Below are 26,888 nucleotides of genomic sequence, written 5' to 3'. Positions count from 1 at the left end.
TCAGTCACCTGCTTGACGGCGGCCAGTTTAAATTCTTCCGTGTAACGTTGCTGCTTGCTCATAACACCTCCTGAATGACCTCAGTTTGAGGCTCTTGAGGTGTCTAGGAAAGTAGGGGCGATTCAAGATCACCGGCTAGGAATTCATTCGTTTCTGCCTGAACGAAGTACTTATCCAGCCCGGAATGAGCGGGCAGCAGCAACTGCCGTTTGTTCAGGCAAAATGGCAGCACCCAAAGCCGCAGCCCACTAGGTTTGTGAAAGTCAAAGACCGGCAATGGTTCAGTGAAGGCGTCCGTCTTCGGGTAGATCAATACGATGTCTCCGGTGCCATCCAAGTAATGGTGGCCATAGGCGTACAACTGATAGAAGTCGGCTTGGCTGAGCTGATACTTCTCGCGCCTGTTCTGCTTTGTCGCATCCAGCAGCTTCCACTTCGTGTCCAAGACCATGTACGTGCTTTGGGTATGCTTTACCAGTAAGTCAGGCTTTAATCGAAACCATTTTTGATCTTGGTGCGCAACCAGATGCTGGCTGCTTGCCTGAGGCTTTAAGAAATAGTCGCTATGTAGCTGCCTTGCCAAGTGCTTCTCAACATAGGCTTCGAACACAGCCTCCATCGGGAATAGAAGTGATGTCGCATGATGCTTCCCCGCACCGGTGATTGGGCTGAATCCCTGAAGGATCAACTTCGCCCAGTCCAGCGCAGACTCATAATGGTCCATACCTCGATCCAGCCTGATTCGCTGCATGTCGAGAGCTACATCGGCAGACCGCGGAACGTCGGCAAAAATGAAACAGAGTTCGCGTGCGACGCGCTGGTTTTCCTGTGAACGGCACAGGGTGAGCACATGGCGGAGTGCGGTATGGATCAGGCGGTTCTCCGCACGATCTTGCGAAAACTCATCATGCTCGGTAAAGAAGCGGTCTCGCCTGACCAGATTCTGAGAGATCTGCCGAGCCACCAACAGCCGACCACGCAAGACAAACAGGCTGTCCTGTCGTGCGACATAGTCACTGCGTAGGCCGCGCTTAACCAACGAGTTCACTGCCAACAGAAACTGCTGGATGAAAACCTCCAAAAGGGGCATCTGTGCCGCGATCAAATCAGCGTTGGCAGTTTTGATGTGGCGAAACCCCACCAGACATTGCAGCATCTCGATAAGGAGCACGCGCGCTTCCTCAGGTGACGTATGCCTGCCCGTCTTTGGCAAGACCTCGATCTGATATCCGCAGGGGGCACGGATCACCCCAACATAGCTGGTGACCTGAATGGCGCGCTGTCCGTGCACCCGGGCCGGCTTGATCCACCCAGGTACATCGTCATCATTTCCCAGGCACTGAGCTTCTAACCACGAAAAGACTCGGTTGGGTACACCAAGACCCATCGCTCCGGCCTTTTCTTCGACAATTTTGTCGAATTCAAAGATCGTCAGTGAACTCATCCGGCAGTCACTGCAGGTTTGGCTGCGTAGATACCGACGTAGGCATCTGGCTGATCCAGTGCCATTGGGTTCAACTGATACCCGTATCGAGGCGCGTATTGATCCAACTCGTGCTCACGACCGAAGAGCGTCAGCAGATCCTCCTCTCGGCCGATTTCATGCACGAATTGATAGTCTTGATTAGGTTTCTGGTTGTCGCCAAGAACCAGCCGAATCTTCTGCCAGTCCTCGAAGAAATACTCTTCCAACAGCGGAATGAGCTTGTTCCTGAACACCATCTTCAACTCGCTGAATCGATCTGCCTCTGGCAGGTCTTGAATGCGCGTGAAGTAGGCATGCCCCACAGTGTGGTCGCGATCATACAGCGCCTCGATCCGCTTGTTCAGCATGGTCAGCATCTGCTTGATGTTGATGTCTACACCGTTGTGGGAGACGATGATGCCTGCCAGAACCGAAGGCTTGGGCATCGACTCAATGAATTCGAAACGGCGCCGAAGTGCGGTATCCATCAGCGCCAACGAGCGGTCTGCGGTGTTCATTGTTCCGATCACATCCACATTCGAGGGCACGCTGAATGCCTCTCCGGAATACGGCAGCGTCACCGTGACGGGATACTTGGCACCGTCACGTTTGTCGACTTCCACTAGCGTGATGAGCTCGCCGAAGATCTTGCTGATGTTTCCGCGATTGATCTCATCGATAACCATGGCGTATTGCCGCGACGGGTTCTTACGCGCCCGGTCACAGAGTCTCAAGAATGCCCCTGGTTTGATCTCATAACGCACCTCACCATCCGACGCAGTAGCAGTTTCACTATCAACCACATGTTTAGTACCACGTTTGGTGATGACGGGGCGTAGGCCCTCGACAAACTCCTCGTACCCGTAGGACTGATGGAAAGTGACGAACTCGTAGCACTTCCCATACTCAGCATCGGTGTAATCAGACACGAGCAGAGCTTGTAGCTCGAATGTTTTGCCGGTACCCGGCGGACCATAGTAAATGACGTTTTTGGGCGGCTTGTCGCTTATCGGGTTGTCCTCAATCTCATAGTCGTCTGGCCAGTAGCCGTTACGTCCAGAGCGCCCCCCAAGTTTGGCAGGCCAACTTCCTTCGTCTTTGTCGGCCGATTCAAAGACTTCAACAAGTTCGTTGGTGAGATCCCTAGACTCCAGCTCATCTAGACCGGCAAAAGCAGACCAACTGATGCGGATGCCATCCTGGCGCAAGAAAAGCCATCCAACGGGTCCGCCTTTGGCCACTCCCTTTTCCTTGCGCCCAAAGCGAAGCTGGCTGTTGGTGGTGCGGGTGAACCACCAGTCCAACCCCATTTCATTTACTGCACGTGCAAAGCGACTAAATAATTCTGTCGTCGTGGCTGTCCACTGCGGTTGGCGTTCAACAAAGTCTTCGTGCCCTTGGAAATGGTGCAACAAGGTCTCCTCGTTTTGCGCTGCGGAGAGACCCAATTGGTCGGCAATTTCGTCGTAGTTGAACTTGAAGTTCCGGATGGCGTCAGCACTCCAGTCAACCAATGCAGTAAAGTCCATTGCCAAACCATCAGTGATAGATTTGAAGGCGACAATTGGAGAAGACGTATAATTCCCCCGAATCTGCTCAAACTTTTTTCGCAATGTCGGGTCGTCTATCTTGATATCTACGAGGTCCATCTTGACCACAAAACCGAAGTCAGCCTCAATGCCTACTGTGTAGGCCAACCCCTCGGGGGCATTGCTCGAAGGATAAATTCGCCCCCAGTTATATGGGATAAATTTTTTCTGCCACTGATCTATTGGCTTGCGAATAGTCTTGTTCCATCCGTCCTTGAACAGTTGCTGTTGCAGTGCTTCAGCCCACTGTTTGGTGATGTCATATGCCTGTACCAGCTCATCATAGACGCGCTGCTGCTCTGGATTGGACTTGTCATAGACAGTCCCCTGCCATTTGTTCAGTAATTTGAAATGGTCGTTTTTAAAATAGTTTTGTGCCATCGGTTCAAATTCCTTCTACGTCTATACCGTGTTCTGCCAGCCAAATTTTACGCCGTTCGAAATCAGGTAATGCACGTTCGACACGCTGCCAGAACTCTGGTGTGTGATGCGGTTGATGTAGGTGCGCCAGTTCATGCACGACCACATACTCGGCGATGCGCGGTGGCAGCAAGATGGTCTTCCAGTGAAAGTACAGCCAGTCGCCCTTGCCGCAGGAGCCCCAACGATAGCCGAGGTCCTGCACCTTCACGCCAGCTGGTACCACTTCCATGCGTGATTGGTAATCGGCCACGCGGCCAGATAACCAGATACGGGCTTTTTCGCTGTACCAGTGAATGAAATGTTCGCGTGCCAATTCCTGTGCATTAAGGCCCAGTACAAAGCGGCCATTCACCAGCTTCAAAGGTATATCCTGAGTCTCACCCAGCTTTAGCCGATAGGTACGTCCGAGGTAGAGAAATCCCTCGCCACCGACGAACTCTTTACGCGATACAGGGCGTTGTAGCCGATTTTTTTCGGCGAGCTTGGTGTAGATCCAGAAGCGCTTCTCACTGACAAATTTGCGGAGCTGGTCGATCCCCACGTCAGGCGGAGCGCTCAGAATCAGTTCCCCGGTTCGTTCTACCGTGATTTGCATGGTCTTGCGCCGGGCGCTGCGTCGTATCGCAAGTTGCAAGTCATCCACTTGGATACAAGCCTCGGCCGCAGTGTTGCCTTCGTCGTGATTGGTCGAGTTCAGGGCTGCTTGCATGGATTTACACCTGCACCAACTTGTCGTGACTAGCGCGAGCCTGCTCCATCAGCTTGTCCGCTAGTACCCCCGCCTTGTCCGCATCCAGCAAGGGTGGCCGCAGACACATTAAATGGTCGAACAACTGTCCTATTAGATCCTGCTGTGCTGGCCCTTTGTTGGGGCGCCAGATGTTTCGGTTGCTCTGTAGTTCTTGGACCAGCAGGTCCACCAGTTCCACGGTAACATCTTTCAGGCGCAGCAACTCGGCTGCCGTTGGCGTCTGGCCTGCACACACCACATCGAGGACGGTGCGTAGGAACGGTGCGCAATGCTCTGGCAAGTCACTTGGTGCGTCGGCGATCCCAGCCTTGCCCGTGCGGAGCTCGTCGATGATCTTCTGCAGTTGCGAGATCACCTCGTTCCACTGCTCGCCCAAGGTCTTCAGGATGTCGCTCAACCGCTCCGAGAGCTTGCGGTACAGCACCGGATCTTCATCGGTGTGCTTGCGGATGTGTGAGCGAATCGCGTGCTCCATTTCGGAAGCCTTAGCTCGGTCGTTTGCCGCTCGTGCAACGTGCGTATCGAACTCGGCATCGCTCAGTTGAATCGGCGGGATCTTCGGGTCGACACCTAGCGAGATGACGTGATCGTCGATCAGCTTGCGCACCTTGGCGCCGACATCTTTGCCCAGTACCGGTGTGTCTTTGTAGCGGTTGCGCGCCCGGGCATAGATATAGGCTAGGCGCTTAGCATCGCCTGAATAGGGTAAGCCTTCCGGTCGTGGCAGCACTGTGTCCAGTGATCCCAGGAAAGCCTTGAGCTTGACCGCAAACTCGGCGCGCAACTTCTCGCTACCCAATGCCTCGACACACGCTTCTGTGTCCTCCAGCGACTCGATGCCTCGCTGTCGGAACAGATCCACTACGCGCAGGTGCCGATCGCGCAGCACTGGCACCTCATCCTTCAGGCTGGGCAGTACGCCTTCTACATCCTCATCGGCATAGGCGGCCAAGGCTTCCTTCAAGTGCTGCGCTACGCCGTAATAGTCCACGACTATGCCGCAACGCTTGCCAAAGCCGGTACGATTGACGCGCGCAATGGCCTGCAGCAGCTCTGCCTCACGGATCGGCCGGTCGAGGTACATTACACCTTCGATTGGTGCATCGAAGCCTGTGAGCAGCATCGACTTCACGATCAGGAAGGCAAGCGGGTCAGTCTTTTCCGGCTTGGCATTGAGCAACGGCTTCTTGAAGCGCTTGATCAGTTGCTCGTGTGCCGCACCGTCGGTCCACTGCTTCCATGCTGGGTCGTCGTTGTTGCTACCCGAAATAATCGGAGCGAATTCGATGCGCGCTAGTGTGTCGCGGTAGCGCCAGGCCTGCACTACCGCCTGCACACCAACAAGGCGCTGACACAGCGCCTCGTCATCCAGCGCTTTGTCTTCCGCTGAAAGGGCCTGTGCCTCAGCCAGCAACTCGTCGCGAGCGGCACGCAAAGCCTCGAAATAGCGAATCGCCGCCAGGCGACTGTAGGCCACCACCTGTGCCTTGTAGCCATTGGGCAAGATGTTCGTCACATAGTGGCGCAGGATGTCCCGCGCCTTGTCGGCGATCAGCGCTGGGGCATCAAAGATATGGCCCTTGGTAGCGTACTTCTTCTTGATCGCCTCCAACTCTTCCTTCGAGTGCTGGCGGAAGAGGTCCTCGAACAGCTCGTCCAGGCTGGCACCGTCCTTAACCGCACCATTAGCGGTTCTGCCCTCATAAAGCACAGGCACGGTCGCGCCGTCAGCCTCCGCTTCCTTGATGGTATAGCGGTCGATGAACTCGCCAAAAATCTCATGGGTACGCTTCTTGTCGCCCATGATGATCGGCGTGCCGGTAAAGCCAATACGCGCGCAGTTGGGCAGGCCCGCCAGCAGGTTGGCGTGCAGGTCACCCGCCTGGGTGCGGTGTGCCTCGTCCACCAGCACGAGGATGCAGTCATCCTCGTTCAGCACCTCAAACTTGTCGTCGGCTTTGTAAGCGGCTTTCGCTTCTTCCACCCCGGGTTTTACAGACGCAGGCAGATCTGCTGCTGTCAGCGGTTCATCACCGGCGCTATCCGGGTCACGGTATTTTTGGATCGTGGCAAAGATCAGCCCCGGCCCCTTGCGCCTTGCCAGCGCTTTCACACCGTTGGCGCTCTCGGCCACCTCCACCACCTCGCCGGTCAGCGTGGCGGTAACGGACAACTGCCCTTGCAAATCCTTGCGGTCGGTAACGACGATGACCTTGAAGCGCCGCAGCTCAGCATCCGCGCGCATCTTGCGCACCAGGAACACCATGGTGAGCGACTTGCCCGAGCCCTGGGTGTGCCAGATGATGCCGCCGCGCTGGTCGTGCTCGCCATGCTGTAGACGCGTCTGGCCGGTTTTCATGCGGGCAATCGCCCGGTTCACGGCCCGGTATTGTTGGTAGCGGCACACGGTCTTGATGGTCTGGCCGCCCGCCTGCATGAACAGCATGAAGTTCTGCAGTACGTCCAGCAGGTGGGCCGGCGTCAGCAGCCCGGCGATCAAGCGCTCTTGTTCAGACAACACCGCTTTGCCCAGCGCCTGTGCTACCTCGATTTCGCTGCCCACGCCATTGGGGCCGACCACCGTCTTCCACTGGGCGTAGTGCTCAAAGGCCGCGCCCACGCAGCCCACGCGCGACTCGTCAAAGCTGGTGGCCACCAGCAGCTGGTTGGTAGCAAACAAGGGCTCGTTGCCCTCGTTGTCGTCCACCTCAAACGCCGCCTTGCGGTGGTTGCTGTAGCGCCGCAGTTGGTCCACAGCCTCGGCCAGCGGTTCGGGCACAGATGGGCTCTTGCACTCGACCACCACCAGCGGGATGCCGTTCACCAGCAGCACCAGATCGGGCACGATGAATTGCTTGGCGCTGTTAAAACCGGGCGGGCAATCCACACGATACTGATTGACCACCGTGAAGCGGTTGTTGGCTGGCGTGTCCCAGTCGATAAAGCGAATCGTCTGGCCGCGACCGCCATCCCAGCCGGGCAAACCTTCCACCGTCAGTCCTCGGGTCAGTAAGGCGGTGGCCCTCTCATTCGCCTCCATCAGCTTGTGCGTACCAAGCAGGGTGATGGCGGATACGGCCTCAGTGAGACGAGCCTCGTCCAACCAGGGCGCGTCGTCAGGCCCCAGATTAAGCGTGCGCAGTTGTTCACGCAGCAACCCCTCTTGGATCACCTCGGCAAAGCCAGTCCGGCCGGTCACTGCCGGGTCGTCAATGCTGCCTTCGATATGGGCCCAACCCAGTGCCTGCAACTGGGCGACGAATGGTTTTTCAACGTCTTCGAGTTCCCAGCCCATCAGGCGCTCCTTGGTTGTTGTTCGGCTTCGGCCAGCAGTGGCGTAACGCGGACGCGGCCGGTGAGGAGATCGTCCATCAGGCCAGCCTTGAGCTCTCGCAGCTTGGCCGACTCGGTCGTCGCGTTCTGTATGCGGTTATCGATTTCATCCAAGCGCGTCGCAATCAGATCCTGTTCGGTACGAAGCGGCTTTGCTGTCACCAAACCCCGAATCGTTGGCAGGTTGAGGCCCGCTTTTGCGCCCGCATCGTTCAGCTTGCTGATGTAGGTTTGTGCAATTGGTCCGGCCAGGTAATGGCCAACGAATCGCGAATTAACCGCATCAAGGTCTGGGCGCACCAGAGCAATGTGCTGGTTGATGTACGCCTCGCCCAAACCATCTGGAACGACGCCGACGATACCCAGATCGGCCGTAATGGAAATCAGGATGTCGCCAGACTCTAGTCGTGTCCGCTGTCCGTCCGCATTCCGAGGAGGGCGCACGTACATCGTCGATTCGTAGCGAAAGTTGATGTGCTCACGCGTCAAGTTACCAATGCGAACGAACAGCGCACCGCTGTCAGCATAGAAGCGCGCCCAATCGCGTGAACCGCTGGTAACCGTCTTGGACACCGACTCCAGAGTGACGACATCCCACTCCTGCGGAATCCACCCCAACGGCGACGGCTTGTAGCGATGCGGCGCCTCGGCCTGCGGCGGGCGCAGCTCGCCGTTAGCATCGATGCCGCGCGTCAGCAGGTCGTGCAGCAAGCCCTGCTTGACGGCCTTGAGCTTGGCGATGATCGCCTCGGTTTGGTGGATGGCGGTGTCGAGGGTGTCGAGGACTTGGGCGATCATTGACTGTTCAGTCGCATCAATCGACGCAACACGGAACTCGTCGAAGAATTGGCGCTGAACGCGCTGCTGACCTGCTGAACCAACCATTTGGCTTTCGGCCGCAACACGTAGCTTTCGCCACTGACACAGGTGATGTAAAAACCTTGAGTTGATTCCCGGCCGTGCTCGAAGCACGTGAAACTCGGTACTACCGAATCCGATTCCGTTCGAAAGGCCAACAGCATGAGCCCCCTTTCCGTTCTCAAGACATGGTGTGATCTTGGCGATGAGTACATCGCCTTCTTCAAACGACGTAAACCCGAGTGATACGGAACGCAACGGGCGTGTCTGCTGGTTGATCCATTGCCCTAACTCCGAGACGTCGGCCATAGGGATGAACGAAACGGCTTCGGTGCCGATTAGCCCCTTCGGGATACGAACAGACGGATTCACGTCGGCGATAGCGGAGATAGGCTGGTCAGACATATCGCAACCCCGCCAAGAACCCCTGCAAGGCCTTGGCCGCTGCATCCCGCTTGCCCTCAATATCGGTCAGCGTCACGCGGTACTTGTCCCACCAGTTTTCAAACGCCGCAATGATCTGCTTGCGCTGGGCAGCGATGTAGCGCTCGACGATGGCGTTCATGTCGTTGTGCAAAATGGTGAGCAGCAACTCAGCAGAGGCTTCGGGTGTCAGGCCATCCACAGCTGCATCAATGTGCTGCTTGAAGCTATCGTTCTTCGCCTTGAGCTGCTTTTTGACGGCAGTGAGTTCCTTCTTCCAGGCTTTGAGCTGCGCCTCACTCACGGCGTTTTCTTCGTCGCCGTCGTCCTCCGCCGCCTCGGCGGCTTCACCGTCTTCGCCTTCGGTGGCCTTGGGGCTGGCGGCTTTAATCTGGCTGTCCAGCTCGGCCTTCTTGGCTTCCAGCTCGGTGATGGCCTCGACGAAATCGCTCATCAGAAACTTGACCAGCTTGTGCTCCAGCGGGCTTTCCTTGCTGGCCTTGTCTTCGAGCGCGGTGACTATGCTAGTGCGCCAGGCATCGACCACACCCTTGGCGCCACGCGCCTGTAGGGTGAGGAATTCGTACTTGGTCTGGTACCAGAAACCGGCCACGATGCCGCGCACCTGGAAGGGGTCGAGCAGGCCGATAGCTTCCAGGCTTTGGCTAAAGCTCTCCAGCAGGTCGGCGCGCAGGGCCACTAAGCTGGCAGCGTTGTCCATTTGGCCCGCGAGCGCCCTGATGCTGGTGCTGTGGGCCTGCCACCATTGCTCGAAAGCGGCGCGGATCGCCGCCTCCTTGGCAACCAGACCGACATTGGTTTCGATGGTCGGCTTGAGGGCCTGCCGTTTGTCGAGTGCTGGCGCGAAATCGTAATACTTGCCAGTTGGGTCATTAGGGCGCTCCACCAGCAGGTCCAGCGGGTTCAGGCCGTGGGTGCTGAACAGTTTGGCTTTGTCTTCCACTTCCGCCTTGGGGATGCCGCCAACCAGATGGGCGCGCACGTCGTGCGGCTCAGGTGGTGGCGCGTTGTCGGCATAGCGGCGGATGTTAAGGTTGTAGCCGTTCTCTTCCAACGTGGCGTTGTCGACGATGGCCGAGAAGCCGTCGACGGCGCGGAATTCGTCGAAGGTGGTGACTATTTTCTCGATGTGCTCGGGCAGCAGGTAGTTCTGGGCGCGACCTTCGAAGAACTCGCGGTCGGCGTTGATGAACAGCACCTTGCCCTGGCGCTCGGCTGGCTTACCGCTGACGCGGTTGGCGCCGTTCTGCACCCGCTGACGCAGCACCAGAATGCAGGCTGGAATGCCGGTGCCATAGAACAGGTTGGGGGCGACACCAATCACGGCTTCGAGGATATCGGCGTCTATAATGCCTTTGCGAATGGTCTGCTCGTCTCCCCCACGAAACAGCACACCATGGGGCAATACGGTTGCCACCATGCCGCCGTCATGGGTGACCGCCAGCATATGCTGAAGGAACATCAGGTCGGCCTTTTTGGCACCCAGCGGCACTTGGCCAAAGGAGAAACGCTCATCCGCAAATTTGGGTTTCCAGGCAGGCTTGCCGTCGGCATCTTTCTCGGTGTTGCCCCAGGGGATAGAGAATGGCGGGTTGGTCAGCACCCGGTCGAAATGCATCAGCTCGCCGCCTTCAACGTGCTGCGGCTCTGCCAGGGTGTCATCATTTTGCAGGTCGGCCGTACTGATGCCGTGTAGCAACATGTTCATCTTTGCGATGGACCACACTGTTCCATTAAACTCCTGGCCGAACAGGTTAGCTTTGCGGCCGTCTTCACCGTGTTCATCCATGTATTCTTTTGCGGCGATCAGCATACCACCCGAGCCACAACAGGGATCGTAGATGTCATGGTCCAGGGTGGGCTTGAGCAAACGCACCATCATCCGAGTCACCGAACGTGGCGTATAGAACTCGCCGCCCTTCTTACCTGCCGAATCAGCAAATTCGCCTATCAGATATTCATAGGCGGCCCCCAACAGATCGGGGAATTCGAAGTCTTCATTACGCAGGCGGTGCAGGTTGAAATGGGTGATGAGCTGCTGCAGTTTGATGTCAGGGATCTTGCTCTGGCCAATCTTGTGCGTGAAATCGATGTGCTCAAGTACGTCATACAAGCTAACGTTTTCACCTTCAATCCCGGCAAGCGCCTTACTTAGCAGGCTGCCAATGTTCGCTTTACGAGAGTTGTCGACCAGGTAGCTGTATCGAGACTCCTTTGGAACCCAAAAGTAGCCATCTCGCTTATACCAGCGCTTGTTCTCGGCCGACTCTTTTGCTTCGGCGAGTGTCTTACCAGCTTCGATTTCAAGTTTGATAACTTCCTCACGTCGCTGTTCGAAGACGTCGGAGCAGCGCTTGAGAAAGAGCATCCCGAAGATGTACTCCTTGAACTCGGAGGCATCCATCTTGCCGCGCAGGATGTCGGCGGCTTTGAATAGATGGCGCTCTAGTTGTGGCAGGGTTAAGGGCATATTGTGAATCCAGTCAGTGTTAGTGATTCTGTGATGGGTATTGGCTCGACGTATCTGACAGCACTTACCTATGAAGCACTGTATTACAACAAAATTGAGTCGCGCGGGTTGTGATTGGGCTAGCTTTTAAAGCGACTCGTTCGATATCGATTGATTGATTCGGGATAGCAATCAAAATCGCCGATTATTGCTGAAAGTTTACGGACTGCTATCGAGTATGTCTATTGAATCAAAATGACCTACATGCTCGTAACATACTGTTTCTATTGATAGCTAACAGTGAATTCGCTGGTTTTTAAGGCGAAGAAAGCGACTAGGGGCCACTATGAATAACAATCCTATTGCCCCGCAACTGCTGTTTGTCTGGCCTTGGCCAGTGTCTGATCTCAGTGACGAAACAAACAGCGGTGTGACCGAACAGCAGTTCGAACATGCCGTGCGCAGTTATAACCGCATGCAGACTGGCAGTTCAGCAACGGGTCGTGCTGAAGCGATATTAATGGCTAAAGCAGATATGTGAAAAATACGGTTTTCCCGTCTGCTGTTAGCCCAGTGTTAGCCCACATCAAAAAGCAAAAAGGCTCGCATCGCTGCGAGCCTTGCTATATATGGTGCCGATAAGGGGAATCGAACTCCTGACCTTCGCATTACGAATGCGCTGCTCTACCAACTGAGCTATACCGGCGTGGCACTAGATTCCCGAAAACAGCGAGGCAAGTCAATGAGCTGACATCAATTTTATGAGTGAGCTCATGGAGTTACGGGCAATGTCAGAGGCTGTCAAACTCCGGAATATGGGCGCGGCCGCGGCTCTCGAGAAAATCGAGCAGGGCGCGGGGAGATCGCGCCAGGATCCGCTCTTCGGGAAAATTTGCCTCGGTCACCAACCGATGACAGTGCTCGAAATCCCCCAGGCTGAAGGCCACGTGGGAGTCGGAGCCGAAGGTGAGATAGGCACCCAGATCGCGCGCCGCTTCGACGATGGCGCGGCAGTTGCTCTCGCTACCCGGGCGGGAATGGCTGAAGGAGGAGTTGTTGAGCTCCAGCGCCACTCGGTATTCGGCGGCGGCCTTGACCACGGCCTGGATGTCGATGGGGAAGGCGGGGTTGCCCGGGTGGCTTATCATGTCGACCCGACCGCTCCTGATGGCGTTGATCATGGCCTGGGTATGGGTAGCCTGATCGCAGGGGGGAAATACAGGCTCGTGGAAGCCGGCCATTATCATGTCGAGTCGCGACTCGTAGCGCTCGGGGAAGTCGATTTCACCGTCGATATTTTTGATATTGGCTTCGATGCCACGCAGTATGCCGACCCCGTCGACCACCCGCGGCAGCACATGCAGATTGACGAAGTGCCAGAAGTGGGGGGCATCGGCCATGTCGGGGCCGTGATCCGTGGTGGCGAACAGCTTGATCCCCTTCGCCCTGGCGATGGGCAGATAGTCGTGAATGGTGCTGTAAGCGTGGGTGCTGGCGACGGTATGGGTGTGGGTATCAACCGTATACTTCATCTTCTCTCCCCTTCTGGCGTGAGGCGCCAGCATAGCAAAGGCGGCGGGTCGAGACCATGTTGTGGCTTGTCATACTTTGTCACAAATTGCGGGGGCGTTGACAAAGTTTGAACACGCTTGGCCGCCATGATGGATGAATCGATGAAAGCCTGAACTCGCATCGATGGGTTGGATCAGGATGGTGCAGCCTCTTTTCCCCGCCGTCGCTCCCTGCGACGGTTTTTTTTGCCCGCGCATCGTCACCAACACCAACAGGGCAAAAAAATGCCCAACTAGCATGCAGCAGGTTGGGCGAGACTTAATGTTTAATTGCAGTGGCATAGATATAGAGTGTTGTTTGTCAGCTAAGTTCCCGCCTTGTTCTCCATTTTTAGCAAAAACATTCCACTAACACCCGTTCACATTCTCTTGACATAAAAGGTTGTGAAACGTACTTTTTAAACATTCGTTTAAGTGAGGTGTCCTGTGAGTAAAATCGATACCAAAAACCGTATTCTCGATGCCGCCGAGGTGTTGTTTGCCGAACGGGGGTTCGCCGATACCTCTTTGCGTCTGATCACCAGCGAGGCCGATGTCAATCTGGCGTCGGTCAACTACCACTTCGGTTCCAAGAAGGAGCTGATCCAGGCAGTGCTCGATCGCTACCTGAGCCTGTTCATGCCTGAGCTGGATGCGCGGCTGAATACCCTGATGGAGCAGGAGCAGTTGACCCTGCTGCAGGTGTTCGAGAGCTTCGTCGATCCCCTGATGAAGCTGGTGGCGGTGCGCACCAATGGCCCCGCCATCTTCATGCAGCTGCTGGGGCGTGGCTACATCGACAGCCAGGGCCACCTGCGCCGCTTCATCACGGCTCACTACGGCCCCATTTTGCTGCGGATCACCCAGGCGATCTCCAAGGCCAATCCGTCTCTGTCACCGGCGGATCTGTTCTGGCGGCTGCACTTCACCCTGGGCACTGTCGTGTTCACCATGGCCTCCGCCGATGCGCTACGCGACATCGCCCTGGCCGACTTTGGCCAGCAGCTCGATGTAGAAGGGCTGGTGCGCAACGTAATTCCTTATCTGGCGTCCGGTGTCGGGGCGCCCGTGGAGTCGACCAGGCTCTCCCTGGCCGTGTAACAACCAACAATAAATCAACGGAAACAGTGAAATAGAAGGAACTTGAGTATGATCACATTGCTTATCCTGCTGGTGCTGGCGATAGCCGTTGTGCTCGGCGTGCCCTCCATCCGCAAAAAGGTGGTAACCCGTCCCGTGTTCGGCATCTTCAAGAAGATACTGCCGCCCCTGTCGGCCACCGAACGGGAGGCCATGGAAGCCGGCTCCGTCTGGTGGGATGGCGAGTTGTTTCGCGGCAACCCCGACTGGAAAAAACTGCACGGCTACGGCAAGGCCGAGCTGACCGCCGAGGAGCAGGCCTTCATCGACAATCAGGTCGAGACCCTGCTCGCCATGGTCGACGACTTCAAGATCGTCAATGAAACCAAAGACCTGCCGGAGCCGGTGTGGGACTATCTGAAGAAGGAAGGCTTCTTCGCCCTGATCATCCCGAAATCTTACGGCGGCCGCGAGTTTTCGGCCATTGCCAACTCCACCATAGTCACCCGCATTGCCACCAAGAGCCTGAGCGTGGCGGTCACCGTCATGGTGCCGAACTCACTTGGCCCGGGCGAGCTGCTGATGCACTACGGCACCCAGGCCCAGAAGGATTTCTGGCTGCCGGGGCTGGCCAACGGCAAGGAAGTGCCCTGTTTCGCCCTGACCGGCCCGGAAGCGGGCTCGGACGCGGGCGCCATCCCGGACAAGGGGATCGTCTGCAAGGGGATGCACAAGGGTGAAGAGGTGCTTGGCATCCGCCTGAACTGGAACAAGCGTTACATCACTCTGGCCCCCCGTGCCACCGTACTGGGTCTGGCGTTCAAGATGTATGACCCGGAAAAACTGCTGGGTGACAAGGAAGAGCTTGGCATCACCTGCGCCCTGATCCCCACCAGCCACCCCGGCGTGCGCGTGGGTGATCGCCACTACCCCATGGGGCTGGCGTTCCTGAACGGTCCGACCTTCGGCAAGGATGTGTTCATTCCGCTGGACTGGATCATAGGTGGCCCGGATTACGCCGGCCGCGGCTGGCGCATGCTGGTGGAGTGCCTCTCCGCCGGTCGCGGCATCTCGCTGCCTGCACTCGGTACCGCCTGTGGTCACATGACGAGCCGCACCGTGAGTGCCTACTCCTATGTGCGCAAGCAGTTCGGCATGTCCATCGGCAAGTTCGAAGGGGTGCAAGAGGCGCTGGCCCGTATCGGCGGCCTGACGTATCAGCTGGAAGGGGCCCGTCGCATGACGGCCGGTTCGCTGGACTTGGGTCAGGCACCGGCCATAGTCACCGCGATCTCCAAGTACCACATGACCGAAATGGCGCGCCAGGTCATGGATGACTCCATGGACATCCACGCCGGCCGCGCCATTCAACTCGGTCCGAAAAACTACACGGGTTACGCCTACATGGGCATTCCGGTGGCCATCACGGTGGAAGGGGCCAACATCCTGACCCGCAACCTGATGATCTTCGGCCAGGGGGCGACCCGTTGCCACCCTTACGTGTTCGCGGAACTGGAAGCGGCGGCCGACACCGACGTGGAGCGCGGCCTCGAGAAGTTTGATGCCCTGCTGCTGAAGCACATTGCGTTCGGTACCGGCAACTTCTTCGGCGCCCTGTTCCAGGGGCTGACCCTGGGCCAGTTCAACGGCTCTCCGGTGAGTGGCGAAACCGCCCGTTACTACAAGCAGCTGTCACGCATGAGCAAGGGGCTGGCACTCTGTGCCGACGTCTCCATGCTGATGCTGGGTGGCGATCTCAAGCGCAAGGAGATGATCTCCGCTCGTCTGGGGGACGTGCTGAGCCACCTCTACCTCGCTTCTTCCACCCTCAAGCACTACGAGGATCAGGGGCGCATGGTCTCCGATCTGCCGTTCGTGCAGTATGCGGTGGAGCGCAACCTCTACCTCATCGGCAAGGCGTTCGAGGGCTTCTTCCAGAACTTCCCGAACAAGGTGGCGGGTGCCGTGCTCAAGCGGGTGGTGTTCCCGTTCGGTGTGGGTTACCAGATGCCGGCGGACGATCGCTGCCACGCCATCTGTCTGGCCATGATGACGCCGGGCGAGTTCCGCGACCGTCTGACGGCGCTGTGCTACGTGGGCAAGGATGATGCGGATCCGGTCGGTCTGATGGATCGCGCCTTCCTGGCCATGGTGGCGGTACAGCCTTACGAGAAGAAGCTGGTGCAGGCCCAGAAAGAGGGCAAGCTGCCCCGCAAGATGGCCCTGCCCGAGCTGGTCGCGGCTGCCCTGTCCCAGTCCATCCTGAGCAAGGATGAGGCCGACAAGCTGCTGGCCGCCGATGCCCTGCGCTACGAGGCGATCCAGGTGGACAACTTCGCCCCTGGCGAGCTGGAAGGTCTGTCTCAGCCGAACCCTGTGGTGCATGCCGCCTGAGTCTATTGCCATCACTGAACCTGATGAGAAACCGGCCAAGTTGGCCGGTTTTTTTGTTTGTTAACCATGCATTTACAACCTCGATTAATTCCAGTTTAATGCAATGGCCCCCACCCTTGGGGCAGGAAGCAAGGCCAGCGGAATGGCCGACAACAACAAACTCAGGAAGAGTGAATGAACCTCGCCAAAACGGCGATCGAACGCCCCATCTGGGTGGCGGTTTCGATCGTGCTGATTTTTCTGCTGGGCCTGCTCAGCATCCGGGGGCTGCCGATCCAGCTGTTCCCCGACATAGACCGCCCGCACCTCAACATCTCGGTGGACTGGCGCTCGGCCTCGCCCCAGGAGATGGAGTCGGAAATCACAGACCCCATCGAGCAGGAGATGCAGGGGGTGCAGGGGCTCAAGAACCTCACCAGCAACAGCTTCCCCGGCTTCACCGAGATAGATCTGGAGTTTGCCCTCGGCACCGACATGCAGCGGGCCCAGCTCGACGTCATCTCCCGTCTGAACCGGGTCTCCGGCCTGCCGGACAAGATTGGCGGCCCCTACGTCAACAACTACAGCAGCAACGACACCCTCACCTTCTTCTTCATCCAGCAACTGCCCGGCGCCAAGGGGCAGATCGACGATCATCAGGCGCTGATCGAGGCGCGGGTCAAGCCGGAGCTGGAGCGGATCCCCGGAGTATCGACCGTGGAGGTGGAGGGGATCAACGAGCGTCAGATCCAGATCCGTTTCGACCCTTACCGCGCCGCCGAGCTGGGGGTGGAGATCCCCGTGCTCGCCAGCCGGGCCAGCACAGGCTGGGACGTCTCCGCCGGCACCCTCGACATAGGTCGCTGGGAGTACAAGCTGCGCTTCGCCGGCCGCTACGATGTGGAGACCCTGGGGGACAAGGTGGTGGACTGGCGCGACGGCCTGCCCATCTACCTGCGGGATGTGGCCGAGGTCAGGCTGGCCCGGGAGGAGAACCCTGTGCTGCGCATCCAGAACGGCAACACCGCCATCGCGGCCCAGATCTTCAAGGAGAGCGGTGCCAACGCCCTGGCGGCGCTGGAGGCGATCAAGCTCAAGGTGGGCGAGCTCAACCGTGAGGTGCTGGAGCCGGTCGGCCTGCACATGGAGCAGTCGTTCGACGCCTCCCTCTACATCAATCGGGCGGTGGGCATGGTGACGGCCAATCTGGGGCTCGGCGTGCTGCTCTCCTGTGCCATCCTCTGGGTCTTCCTGCGCCAGCTCAAGGCGACCCTGATGATAGCGCTCGCCATTCCCATCAGCATCATGCTCACCTTCTGCCTGCTCAAGGTGATGGGCAGGACCCTCAATGTCATCTCGCTGGCGGGGATCGCGTTTGCGGTCGGCATGGTGCTCGATGCCGCCATAGTGGTGCTGGAGAGTATCTACCGGCGCCATGAGCGCGGGGATCTGAGCAAGGCGGAGGCGGCGCTGGAGGGGACCCGACAGGTGTGGACCGCGCTGGTGGCCTCCACCCTGACCACGGTCGCCATCTTCTTGCCTGTGCTGCTGCTCAACGACGTGGAGGGGCAGCTGTTTGCCGATCTCGCGCTCACCATCGCCTGTGCCGTGACCGTCTCCATGCTGGTGGCGGTCACAGTGCTGCCGGCGGTGGCGGCGCGCTGGATGGGGCGCGAGCGACTGGTCGATCCCTATGACTCGCTGTGGCGGCGTACCACCCGCCATGTGATCCGCGGGACCAATACGGCCCCCCGCCGCTGGACCGTCATCACCCTGATGATGAGCCTGCCTGCGCTGGCCACCTGGGCTCTGTTGCCCAAGATGGACTACCTGCCGGATGTGAAACGCGATGCGGTGGACGTGTGGATGAACTTCACTCCGGGCTTCAACCTCAAGGCCCAGCGTGAGGAGGTGATAGATACCCTGATCGCCCGCCTCGCCCCCTACATGAAGGGGGAGAAGGAGCCGGCCCTCAAGAACTACTACATATTGCGTTACCCGGGCGGCGCCCAGATCGGGGTGCGGCCCAAGGATGAAACCCAAATCAAGGCGCTGGAAAGCCTGTTGATGAAGCAGCTGCTGGTGGGCATCCCCGATACCCAGATATTCGGCGGCCAGGGTTCGCTGTTCGGCGGCTTTGACAGCGAGAACGGCATAGCCCTGCTGTTGCAGGGCGGCTCTTTGCCTGAGCTCTACCAGGCGGCACGGGCCGCCATGGCCATCGTCAAGCAGGACTTGCCGGGGGCTCAGGTCAGGCCGCAGCCGGATCTCGACTTCACCGCCCCCGAGCTGCGGCTGGTGCCGCAAGACAGGCGCCTCGCCGAGGTGGGCTGGGATCGTACCCCCATGCCTGCCATCATCCAGACCTTCGGCGATGGACTGCGGGTCGGCGAGTATTTCGATGGGGAGGACAGGCTCGACATCATGCTGATGGGGCAGGCCTCTGCCAACCCGGATGAGCTCAAGGCGGTGCCGCTGGCGACCCCGTCCGGTCGCATAGTGCCGCTCGGTGAACTGCTGCGGGTGGAGCACGACATGGGCCCGGCCAGCATCTTTCGGGCCGACGGCAGGCGCAGCATCAGCCTGCAGATCTCGCCGCCAGAGGGGATGAGCATGGAGCAGGTGCTCGATACCCTGCAGAGCAAGAGCTTTGCCGCCATCCGGCCGCTGCTGCCCGCCGGCGGCGAGCTGAGAGTCTCGGGCAATGCCGACAGCCTGCAGCAGGCGCTGGACAATCTGGGGGCCATCTTCCTGTTTGCCGTGATGATCCTGCTGATCTTGCTGTGGGGGGTCTTTGCCTCCCTCAAGGATGCCGTGCTGGTGCTGCTGACCCTGCCGCTCGCCACCGTCGGCGGTGTGCTGGCGCTGCACCTGAGCGGCCTGCTGGTGCCGTTGCCGATGGATCTCTTGACCATCATAGGTTTCGTCATCCTGCTGGGGCTGGTGGTCAACAACGCCATCCTGCTGGTGCACCAGACCCGCATGGCCGAAAGGGACGGCATGAGTCGCCAGCTGGCGGTGGCCGATGCCCTGCAAAGCCGGATGCGGCCCATCGCCATGACCAGTCTTACCAGCATCTTTGGCATGTTGCCGCTGATGCTGAGCCCGAGCGAGGGCAGCGAAATCTACCGGGGGCTGGCCACCGTCATCGTCGGCGGCATGAGTTGCAGCACCCTGTTTACCCTGATCCTGTTACCCGCCTTCCTGCGCCTGGGGGAGCGTGCCGATGTGCCGCTTGCCCTGCGCCAGCGGGCCTGAGCAAGGAGCTCATCGATGACACACGGTTTTACAAGGATGGTAGTGGGCGCGGCGCTGCTGGCGGGGGGCGTGTTCCCCGTGCTGGCTCAGGGCAAGATGGTGACCCTGGCGGATGTGACCCGGGGGGATGCGGCGGCCAGCATCTGGGTCAGCGGCACTGTGGCGAGCCGCCAGCAGGCGGCCTTGAGTGCCGAGGTGAGCGGGCGGGTGGAGTGGATTGCCGAGTTCGGCAGCCGGGTCAGGGCGGGGGATGAGCTGCTGCGCCTCGACAGCGCTGCGCTGCGGCTCTCGCTGGAGCAGGCCCAGGCCGAGCAGGCGAAGTGGGCCAGCAACGTGCGCTTCGCCCGCGCCGAGTTTGACCGGCTGGCGACGCTGCACCGCCAGAAGAGCACCTCCCAGAGCCAGTATGACAAGGCGCGCTACGAGGTAGAGCAGGCTGAACTGGCCGAGCGGCTGGCGCGGGTGCAGGTGCGCCAGATTGAGGAGCAGCTGCGCAGAAGCCACATCTTCGCGCCGTTCGACGGGGTGGTGAACAACCACTTCATCCAGCCGGGAGAGCATGTGGATGCCGGTGAGCAGGCAATGGAGCTGGTCAATCCGGATCAGCCCGACATCCGCCTGCAGGCTCCCATCATCTGGGCCGGTCAGCTGGCGCCCCGGACCCGGCTGCGGGTGGAGGGGGATCAGCTCAGCAGCCACGGGGTTTACTACCAGCGGGCGGCGAGCGCCGATCCCAAGTCGCGTCTCATCGAACTGCGCCTCAAACCCGAGTCGGGCCGCTTCATCATAGGATCGCCGGTGCGGGTGGCGCTGCCGCTGGGTGAGCAGCAGACCATGCTGTTGCCGCGCGATGCGCTGGTGCTCAATACCGAGGGGAGCGTTGTCTATCAGGTGGAGCAGAGCGGCAAGGAGCTGAAAGTGAACCGGGTGCCGGTAACCGTGCTGTTTGGCGACAGCCAGCAGGTGGCGGTGAGCGGGGCGCTCAAACAGGGGGACAGGGTGGTGGTGCGCGGTGCCGGCAGCTTGCGCCATGGTGACAAGGTCGAACTGTTTCGCGGTTGAGGCGGCGGTTTCACCATAAAAAACGGCTCCCGCGGGAGCCGTTTCTGTTGCAGCCAGGTGGGCGATTACTCGACCATCATCACCTTGCAGGTGTTGGTACTGCCGACGGTTTCCATCTTGTCGCCGTGGGTCAGCAACACCATGTCGCCGCTTTGCACCAGCCCCTTGGCCTTGAGCACGTCCAGCGCCTCACGGCACACTTCATAGACCGGCTTGGTCTCGTCGCCGTCGAACAGCACGGGGGTGACACCACGGTAGAGGTTGGTCCAGGCCAGGGTCTTGTTGTGGGGAGACATGGCGAAGATAGGCAGGCCCGAACTGATGCGGGACATCAGCAGCGGTGTTGTGCCGGATTCGGTCAGTGCCACGATTGCCTTGACCCCTTCCAGGTGGTTGGCGGCGTACATGGTGGACATGGCGACCGCCTCTTCCACCGAGGTGAAGGTATAGCTCATGCGGTGGTTGGAGACGTTCAGGCTCGGGTGCTTCTCGGCGCCCACGCAGACGCTGGCCATGGAGGTCACAGTCTCGATGGGGAACTGGCCGGCGGCGGTCTCGGCGGAGAGCATGACGGCATCGGTTCCGTCCAGCACGGCGTTGGCCACGTCCATCACTTCGGCGCGGGTCGGCAGCGGGGCGTTGATCATGGACTCCATCATCTGGGTCGCTGTGATTACCACCCGGTTCAGACGGCGGGAGTGACGGATCAGCTTCTTCTGCACGCCGACCAGCTCGGGATCGCCGATCTCGACGCCGAGATCACCACGGGCCACCATGACGGCATCGGAGCCGAGGATGATGTCTTCCATCGCCTCGTCGGTGGCGACGGTTTCGGCGCGCTCGACCTTGGCCACTATCTTGGCGTTGGAGCCGGCCTCGCGGGCCAGTTCGCGGGCGTAGCGCAGATCATCGCCACAACGGGGGAAGGAGACGGCCAGGTAGTCCACGTTCATCAGGGCGGCTGTCTTGATGTCTTCCTTGTCCTTCTCGGTCAGGGCCGGGGCGGAGAGACCGCCGCCTTTCTTGTTGATGCCCTTGTTGTTGGAGAGGGGGCCCGCCACAGTCACAGTGGTGTGAATGCGGGTGCCTTCGACCTGCTCCACTTTCAGCTGCACGCGACCATCGTCCAGCAGCAGTATGTCGCCGGCGATCACGTCATCGGGCAGGCTCTTGTAGTCGATGCCGACCTGTTCCTGACAGCCTTCGCCCTTGCCGAGCGCCGCATCGAGAATGAACTTGTCGCCGATGGCCAGATAGACCTTGCCATCCTTGAAGGTGGAGACGCGGATCTTGGGGCCCTGCAGGTCACCCATGATGGCGACGTGACGGCCCAGCTTGGCGGCGATGTCGCGCACCTGGTTGGCGCGCAGTATGTGGTCTTCAGCGGTGCCGTGGGAGAAGTTCATCCGCACCATGTCGGCGCCGGCACGGATGATCCCCTCGAGGATCCCCTCGCGATCGGTGGCCGGACCGAGTGTGGTTACAATCTTTGTACGTCTTGGCATGAAAGACTCCAGTTTGAAGTTGATATGACTTGAAATACTGCCCCGTCAAGCGCATGGCCCATTGCACCCGCTTGCAAGCCATCTGGGTGGCTTTTGTTACTAAATTACAATACTACACCAAGGAAGGTGGCATAGACAGCCGGGGGCCGGGGCCCCCGCTCGTCAGGAAGAGTGGGGGGTATCAAAGCGGGATTCGCGCAAACCTTCTTTGACTTTCTTCAGGTTTTCGCGAAATTTCATGCCACGGCGCAGGGTAAAACCGGTCGCCAGCACGTCCACCAGGGCCAGCTGGGCGATGCGCGACGCCATCGGCATGTAGACATCAGTGTCTTCCGGCACGTCCATGGAGAGCACCAGGTTGCATTCGCGGGCCAGCGGGGAATCCTTGGCGGTCATGCCGATGACGGTGGCGTCGTTCTCGCGGGCCAGCGCGGCGATCTCCACCAGCGCCTTGGTGCGGCCTGTGTGGGAGATGAGCACCACCACGTCCCCTTCGCTGCTGTTGATGCAGCTCATGCGCATCATGACGATGTCATCGAAGCTCACCACAGGGATGTTGAAGCGAAAGAACTTGTTCTGGGCGTCGCGGGCGACGGCGGAGGAGGCGCCCAGACCAAAGAAGCTGATCTTCTTGGACTGGGTCAGGATATCGACGCAACGATTGATGGCGGAGATATCCAGGCTGTTCTTGGCGGCATCCAGACAGGCCATGGTGGATTCGAAGATCTTGGCGGTATAGGTATCGGGCCCGTCGTCCGCTTCCACGTGGCGGTTCACATAAGGGGTGCCGTTGGCCAGGCTCTGGGCCAGATGCAGTTTGAAGTCGGGAAAGCCTTTGGTATCGAGACGGCGGCAGAAACGGTTGACGGTCGGTTCACTGACGTCGGCCATCTTGGCGAGGGTGGCGATACTGGAGTGAATGGCCGTCTGCGGGGAGGCCAGAATGACCTCGGCAACTTTACGCTCTGATTTACTGAAACTTTCCAAATTATTAGTAATTTTATCAAGGGTATTCATCATCACCACCAGGCATTTTTGTAATTTAGCTTCAGTGTCTTTGCACTAAATTCACGGCTAAGCAGGTTTCCAATCAACTTGATGACTATACAAGACAAGCTCTTATCGAAACTAATCTCGGCCCTGCAAAGTATGACTCATGTCTAATTATTTCGTATTTTTGGTTACAAACTTCCACCCATCCCGTGAAAGCGCTTACAAATGTTGCAAAGCAACAACACTGTGAGCGGGCGCACACTTGCATCCATCAAACGCGCAGCGGGGGGAGGGGCTCGGGTAGAATTGTTGCCAAATAATAATTGCGGGACGGTAAGGGCCGCCCCGACCCAAGTAACGAAGGAGTTGTTTTATGCAGCATACCCATGCGCTGGTCGGCGACGTAGGCGGCACCAATGCGCGGCTGGCCCTGTGCGAGCTGGCGACCGGCACCATTTCCCGGGCCAAGACCTATTCCGGGCTGGCCCACCCCAGTCTCGAGGCCGTGGTGCGCCTCTATCTGGATGAGCATCAGGTGCAGGTGAGCCAGGCCTGTATCGCCATCGCCTGCCCCATCAAGGGCGACTGGGTCGCCATGACCAACCACAGCTGGGAGTTCTCCATCGGCGAGATGCAGGCCAATCTGGGCCTGACCCGCTTGCAGGTGATCAACGACTTCACCGCCGTCTCCATGGCGGTGCCCGTGCTGGACGCGGCTGACTGCATCCAGCTGGGGGGCGCGGCGCCCGTGGCCGGCAAACCCATCGCCATCTATGGCGCGGGCACAGGCCTGGGGGTGGCCCACCTGGTGCACACCGGCGAGCAGTGGCTGAGTCTGCCGGGCGAGGGCGGCCACGTGGACTTTGCCGCCAACAGCGAAGAAGAGGATGCGGTGCTGCAGGTGATGCGCGCCGAGCTGGGTCATGTCTCGGCCGAGCGGCTGCTCTCCGGGCCCGGTCTGGTCAACATCTACCGCGGGCTGGTGAAGTCCGATGGCCGCGAGCCAGAAGCCTTTGCACCCAAAGACATCACAGAGCGGGCGCTGGCGGGCGAATGCCTGGATTGCCGTCGCACCCTGAGCCTGTTCTGCGTGCTGATGGGGCGCTTCGCCGGCAACCTGGCGCTCAATCTGGGCACCTTCGGCGGTGTCTACATCGCCGGCGGAATAGTGCCGCGCTTTCAGGAGTTCTTCATCGGCTCGGGCTTTCGGGTGGCGTTCGAAGACAAGGGGCGTTTCAAGTCCTATCTGAAGGATATTCCCGTCTTCCTCATCACCCACGAGGGGCCGGGTCTGCTCGGTGCCGGCGCCTATCTTCGCCAGTCGCTGGGCATCAAGCTGTAAGCCGAAACAGGGGCTGGATGCCAATCACCCCATGGTTCAGCCTTGATTCAGTGACCATGGGATAGAGTAACAACACGTACTCAAGAGGCCAGGGCCCCATAAGGAATTGGGACTTGTCTTCATCCGCTGGGTGCGTTTGTCACCTGACAAGCCTGAACTGTTTCACCGGTCCTTGTGGCCGGTTTTTTTTATCTTCTGATCTCCTCCTGGCTTCCCGATTGTCGCTTCCCCTGCGTGATGTGATCTCGCGGGGACGGGGCTGTGTCGGCTTGGGAAAGAGGGCGGGATAAAGCACGACGCCTGCGGGCGGGCAGGCGTCGTTATTGGTGTCGGCCCTGTCGGGGCTGAGTCAAACTCAGGGCAGATCCAGGGTGAAGCGGGCGCCCCCCAGCGGCGATTCATCCACCATGATCTGGCCGCCGTAGCTGTGCACTATCTCGGTGACCACCGCCAGACCTATGCCCTGGCCGGGTGAGCTGTCGGCGCGCACGCCGCGCTGGAAGATCTGCTGCGACTTGTCCGGATCTATGCCAGGGCCATCGTCTTCAATCTCGATCCGCAAGCGGTCGAGGCGGCGACTCACAGTCACCTTGATTTCGCTGATGGCGAACTTGAAGGCGTTGTCGAGCAGGTTGCCCATCAGCTCCATCAAGTCCCCCTGCTCACCGGCGAAGAAGACGTCGTCATCGAACTTGAAGCGGGTCTGCAGCTTCTTGTGGCGATAGACCTTGGCGAGGCTGGCCAGCAGTTTCTCGATGAGGGGCACGGGTTCCGTGCCCTTGCTGGCGAGGCGTTTGCGACCGGTGACGGCGCGGCGCAGCTGGTACTGGATGATCTGATCCATGGTCAGGATCTGCTCACTGATGTTGTCGTGGATGTCGCGCCCCAGCTTGATCTCCTGCGCCGTCATCTGGATCAGCGCCAGCCGGGTTTTCAGGCTGTGGGCCAGATCGTTCAGGGCGTGCTGGTAGCGCTGGGTCTGCTGGCGTTCGTTCTCCAGCAGCTGGTTGACCGACTCGGTCAGCGGCGTCAGTTCCCGCTCGTAGTCATTGGAGAGCGCCTCCCGCTTGCCCGCCCGGATCTCGTCGATCTGGCGCGCCATGGTGCGCAATGAGGTCAGGCTCCAGAAGCTGGTGAGCAGCAGCAGGGCGCCGAGCAGCGAGTAGGCCAGCAGGGCCTGGCGGATGCACTGATAGAGGTAGCTGCGGGTCTGGGCCAGGTAGCGCTTGGCCGAGTCGACCATCACGACGTAATAGGTGGTGGGGCCCTCACCGTGATTGCGCAGAAAACGCAGGCTGTAGATGAAGTAGCTCTCGCCGTTCTTGATGGTGTGGCGCTTGAAGAAGTAGTCCTGATCCAGGCCGCCGAGGTACTTCATCAAATCCTGACAGATGGTGCCCTTGGAGTGGATCACCTCCGGCATGTGCAGGCTGGACCAGCTCAGCTGGCCGTCGGCCCGGCAGATCAGGGTATCCAGATTGGGGTCGATGGCATCCGGCGTGATCTTGCCGAGATCCGTGGTGGCATGGAGATCCGGCAGCTTGGAGGAGAACAGCTTGGAGAGGTTCTCCTGCATGCGGGTGCTGGCCTTCTGGGCCTGCTCCTCGGTGTGGCCCAGATAGAGGATGTAGACGGAGAAGGCCATGATGAGCGCTATGACCAGCATGGCGCTCAGCATCAGCTTGATGTGCAGCGAGCGACGGATCAGTCGCATGGGCCGCGGCAGGCGAAGGCGCATCAGTTGCACGAGAGGTTGAAGATGTAACCCTGGCGCCGGATGGTGGAGATGGGCTGGATGCTCCCCTCCGGGTCCAGCTTCTTGCGCAGTCGGCTCACCATCACCTCTATGGTGTTGGGATCCCCTTCGCCATCGCCGTAGAGCTGGTCCAGCAGTTGCTGCTTGGAGACCACCTGGCGGGCGTTGCGCATCAGGTACTCGAGGATCAGGTATTCGAAGCTGGTGAGCACGGCCGGCTCGCCGCCTATGGTCAGCTCCTTGCGGGAGAGATCCAGCTCATAGTCGCCGGCCTTGACCTTGGGCGAGATGAAGCCGGCGCTGCGGCGTACCAGGGCATTGAGCCGTGCCAGCAGCTCGTCCTTCTGGAACGGCTTGACCAGATAGTCGTCCGCCCCGGCCTCCAGCCCCTCCACCTTGTCCTGCCAGTTGCCACGGGCGGTCAGGACTATGATGGGGAAGGGGATCTGCCGCTCGCGCAGCTGTCTGATGAGTTGCAAACCGTCCATGTCCGGCAGCCCCAAATCTATGATGGCTACGTCTATGGGGTAATCGGCGGCGTAATGCAGGGCCACCTGGGCACTGTCCGTGCTGTGGACCTGATTCTGGGCCTCGGTCAGCAGGGTAGATAGGTGGTGATTGAGCAGCTTGTCGTCTTCGACCAACAATATTTTCATA

General features: G+C 59.3%; 17 protein-coding genes and 1 tRNA gene. 6 read left to right on the top strand and 12 right to left on the bottom strand.

Annotated elements, in window-relative coordinates:
- Positions 1-103: 103 nt before the first annotated feature.
- From AACQ95_RS01500 to AACQ95_RS01475, 6 genes are read right to left on the bottom strand one after another with little or no spacing between them, the layout of a single operon-like run.
- Entirely contained in the window at positions 104-1,444 is a 1,341-nt protein-coding gene (locus AACQ95_RS01500) for an McrC family protein (RefSeq protein WP_241280375.1), read from the bottom strand.
- Entirely contained in the window at positions 1,441-3,435 is a 1,995-nt protein-coding gene (locus AACQ95_RS01495; RefSeq protein ID WP_241280373.1) for an McrB family protein, read from the bottom strand. Before AACQ95_RS01495 ends, AACQ95_RS01500 begins: the two co-directional genes overlap by 4 nt.
- 4 nt (positions 3,436-3,439) lie before the next feature.
- Positions 3,440-4,186 carry a M48 family metallopeptidase gene (locus tag AACQ95_RS01490; protein ID WP_241280372.1) on the bottom strand — a complete coding sequence of 249 codons (747 nt, stop codon included), beginning with the start codon at positions 4,184-4,186 and terminating at the stop codon, positions 3,440-3,442.
- A gap of 4 nt (positions 4,187-4,190) precedes the next feature.
- Complete coding sequence (locus tag AACQ95_RS01485) at positions 4,191-7,523, bottom strand: type I restriction endonuclease subunit R (RefSeq protein ID WP_241280370.1); 3,333 nt, start codon at positions 7,521-7,523, stop codon at positions 4,191-4,193.
- A complete protein-coding gene (locus tag AACQ95_RS01480; protein ID WP_241280368.1) occupies positions 7,523-8,824 on the bottom strand; it encodes a restriction endonuclease subunit S in 1,302 nt (433 codons plus the stop codon). The genes AACQ95_RS01485 and AACQ95_RS01480 overlap by 1 nt, the downstream gene beginning before the upstream one ends.
- Complete coding sequence (locus AACQ95_RS01475) at positions 8,817-11,333, bottom strand: type I restriction-modification system subunit M (protein ID WP_241280366.1); 2,517 nt, start codon at positions 11,331-11,333, stop codon at positions 8,817-8,819. The genes AACQ95_RS01480 and AACQ95_RS01475 overlap by 8 nt, the downstream gene beginning before the upstream one ends.
- Before the next feature lie 325 nt (positions 11,334-11,658).
- On the opposite strand from AACQ95_RS01475, the gene AACQ95_RS01470 reads away from it, so the two are divergent.
- Positions 11,659-11,853, top strand: coding sequence for a hypothetical protein (locus AACQ95_RS01470; RefSeq protein WP_241280364.1), 195 nt, complete (start codon positions 11,659-11,661; stop codon positions 11,851-11,853).
- Between the two features lie 89 nt (positions 11,854-11,942).
- Here AACQ95_RS01470 and AACQ95_RS01465 read toward each other — a convergent pair.
- Both AACQ95_RS01465 and AACQ95_RS01460 read right to left on the bottom strand, forming a co-directional pair.
- Positions 11,943-12,018 (bottom strand) — tRNA-Thr (locus tag AACQ95_RS01465).
- An 85-nt stretch (positions 12,019-12,103) separates the two neighbouring features.
- A complete protein-coding gene (locus AACQ95_RS01460; protein ID WP_241280361.1) occupies positions 12,104-12,844 on the bottom strand; it encodes a phosphatase in 741 nt (246 codons plus the stop codon).
- A 465-nt stretch (positions 12,845-13,309) separates the two neighbouring features.
- On the opposite strand from AACQ95_RS01460, the gene AACQ95_RS01455 reads away from it, so the two are divergent.
- The 4 genes from AACQ95_RS01455 (at position 13,310) to AACQ95_RS01440 (ending at position 20,635) form a co-directional block, all read left to right on the top strand.
- Positions 13,310-13,963 (top strand): TetR/AcrR family transcriptional regulator, encoded by a 654-nt coding sequence (locus tag AACQ95_RS01455; protein WP_043134650.1) that lies wholly within the window; start codon positions 13,310-13,312, stop codon positions 13,961-13,963.
- A gap of 48 nt (positions 13,964-14,011) precedes the next feature.
- Positions 14,012-16,336, top strand: a complete 2,325-nt coding sequence (locus AACQ95_RS01450; RefSeq protein WP_241280359.1) for an acyl-CoA dehydrogenase — start codon at positions 14,012-14,014, stop codon at positions 16,334-16,336.
- 174 nt (positions 16,337-16,510) lie between these two features.
- A complete protein-coding gene (locus AACQ95_RS01445) occupies positions 16,511-19,573 on the top strand; it encodes an efflux RND transporter permease subunit (protein WP_241280357.1) in 3,063 nt (1,020 codons plus the stop codon).
- A 15-nt stretch (positions 19,574-19,588) separates the two neighbouring features.
- Positions 19,589-20,635 carry an efflux RND transporter periplasmic adaptor subunit gene (locus AACQ95_RS01440; protein ID WP_241280356.1) on the top strand — a complete coding sequence of 349 codons (1,047 nt, stop codon included), beginning with the start codon at positions 19,589-19,591 and terminating at the stop codon, positions 20,633-20,635.
- 65 nt (positions 20,636-20,700) lie between these two features.
- Here AACQ95_RS01440 and pyk read toward each other — a convergent pair whose 3' ends face one another.
- On the bottom strand, positions 20,701-22,140 hold the full coding sequence (gene pyk, locus AACQ95_RS01435; protein WP_043134654.1) for a pyruvate kinase: 1,440 nt from the start codon (positions 22,138-22,140) through the stop codon (positions 20,701-20,703).
- 162 nt (positions 22,141-22,302) lie between these two features.
- Positions 22,303-23,157 (bottom strand): MurR/RpiR family transcriptional regulator, encoded by an 855-nt coding sequence (locus AACQ95_RS01430; protein ID WP_165576240.1) that lies wholly within the window; start codon positions 23,155-23,157, stop codon positions 22,303-22,305.
- 349 nt (positions 23,158-23,506) lie between these two features.
- On the opposite strand from AACQ95_RS01430, the gene glk reads away from it, so the two are divergent.
- The gene (gene glk / locus AACQ95_RS01425) at positions 23,507-24,475 is read left to right on the top strand and encodes a glucokinase (protein ID WP_103471271.1); all 969 of its coding nucleotides are present in this window, start codon (positions 23,507-23,509) and stop codon (positions 24,473-24,475) included.
- A gap of 355 nt (positions 24,476-24,830) precedes the next feature.
- On the opposite strand, the gene AACQ95_RS01420 is transcribed toward glk, so the two are convergent.
- Together AACQ95_RS01420 and AACQ95_RS01415 are read right to left on the bottom strand one after the other, a co-directional pair.
- Positions 24,831-26,213 carry an ATP-binding protein gene (locus tag AACQ95_RS01420; RefSeq protein WP_043134656.1) on the bottom strand — a complete coding sequence of 461 codons (1,383 nt, stop codon included), beginning with the start codon at positions 26,211-26,213 and terminating at the stop codon, positions 24,831-24,833.
- Positions 26,213-26,887: a response regulator gene (locus AACQ95_RS01415; protein WP_043134657.1), complete on the bottom strand. Its 675-nt coding sequence runs from the start codon at positions 26,885-26,887 to the stop codon at positions 26,213-26,215. The genes AACQ95_RS01420 and AACQ95_RS01415 overlap by 1 nt, the downstream gene beginning before the upstream one ends.
- Position 26,888 lies beyond the last annotated feature (1 nt).

Origin of the sequence: Aeromonas sp. MR19, from assembly GCF_963899305.1 — a bacterium.
Lineage (GTDB): Bacteria > Pseudomonadota > Gammaproteobacteria > Enterobacterales > Aeromonadaceae > Aeromonas > Aeromonas bestiarum.
The sequence above is the reverse complement of the archived record's forward strand: the minus strand, read 5'-3'. Positions and strand labels throughout refer to the sequence as shown.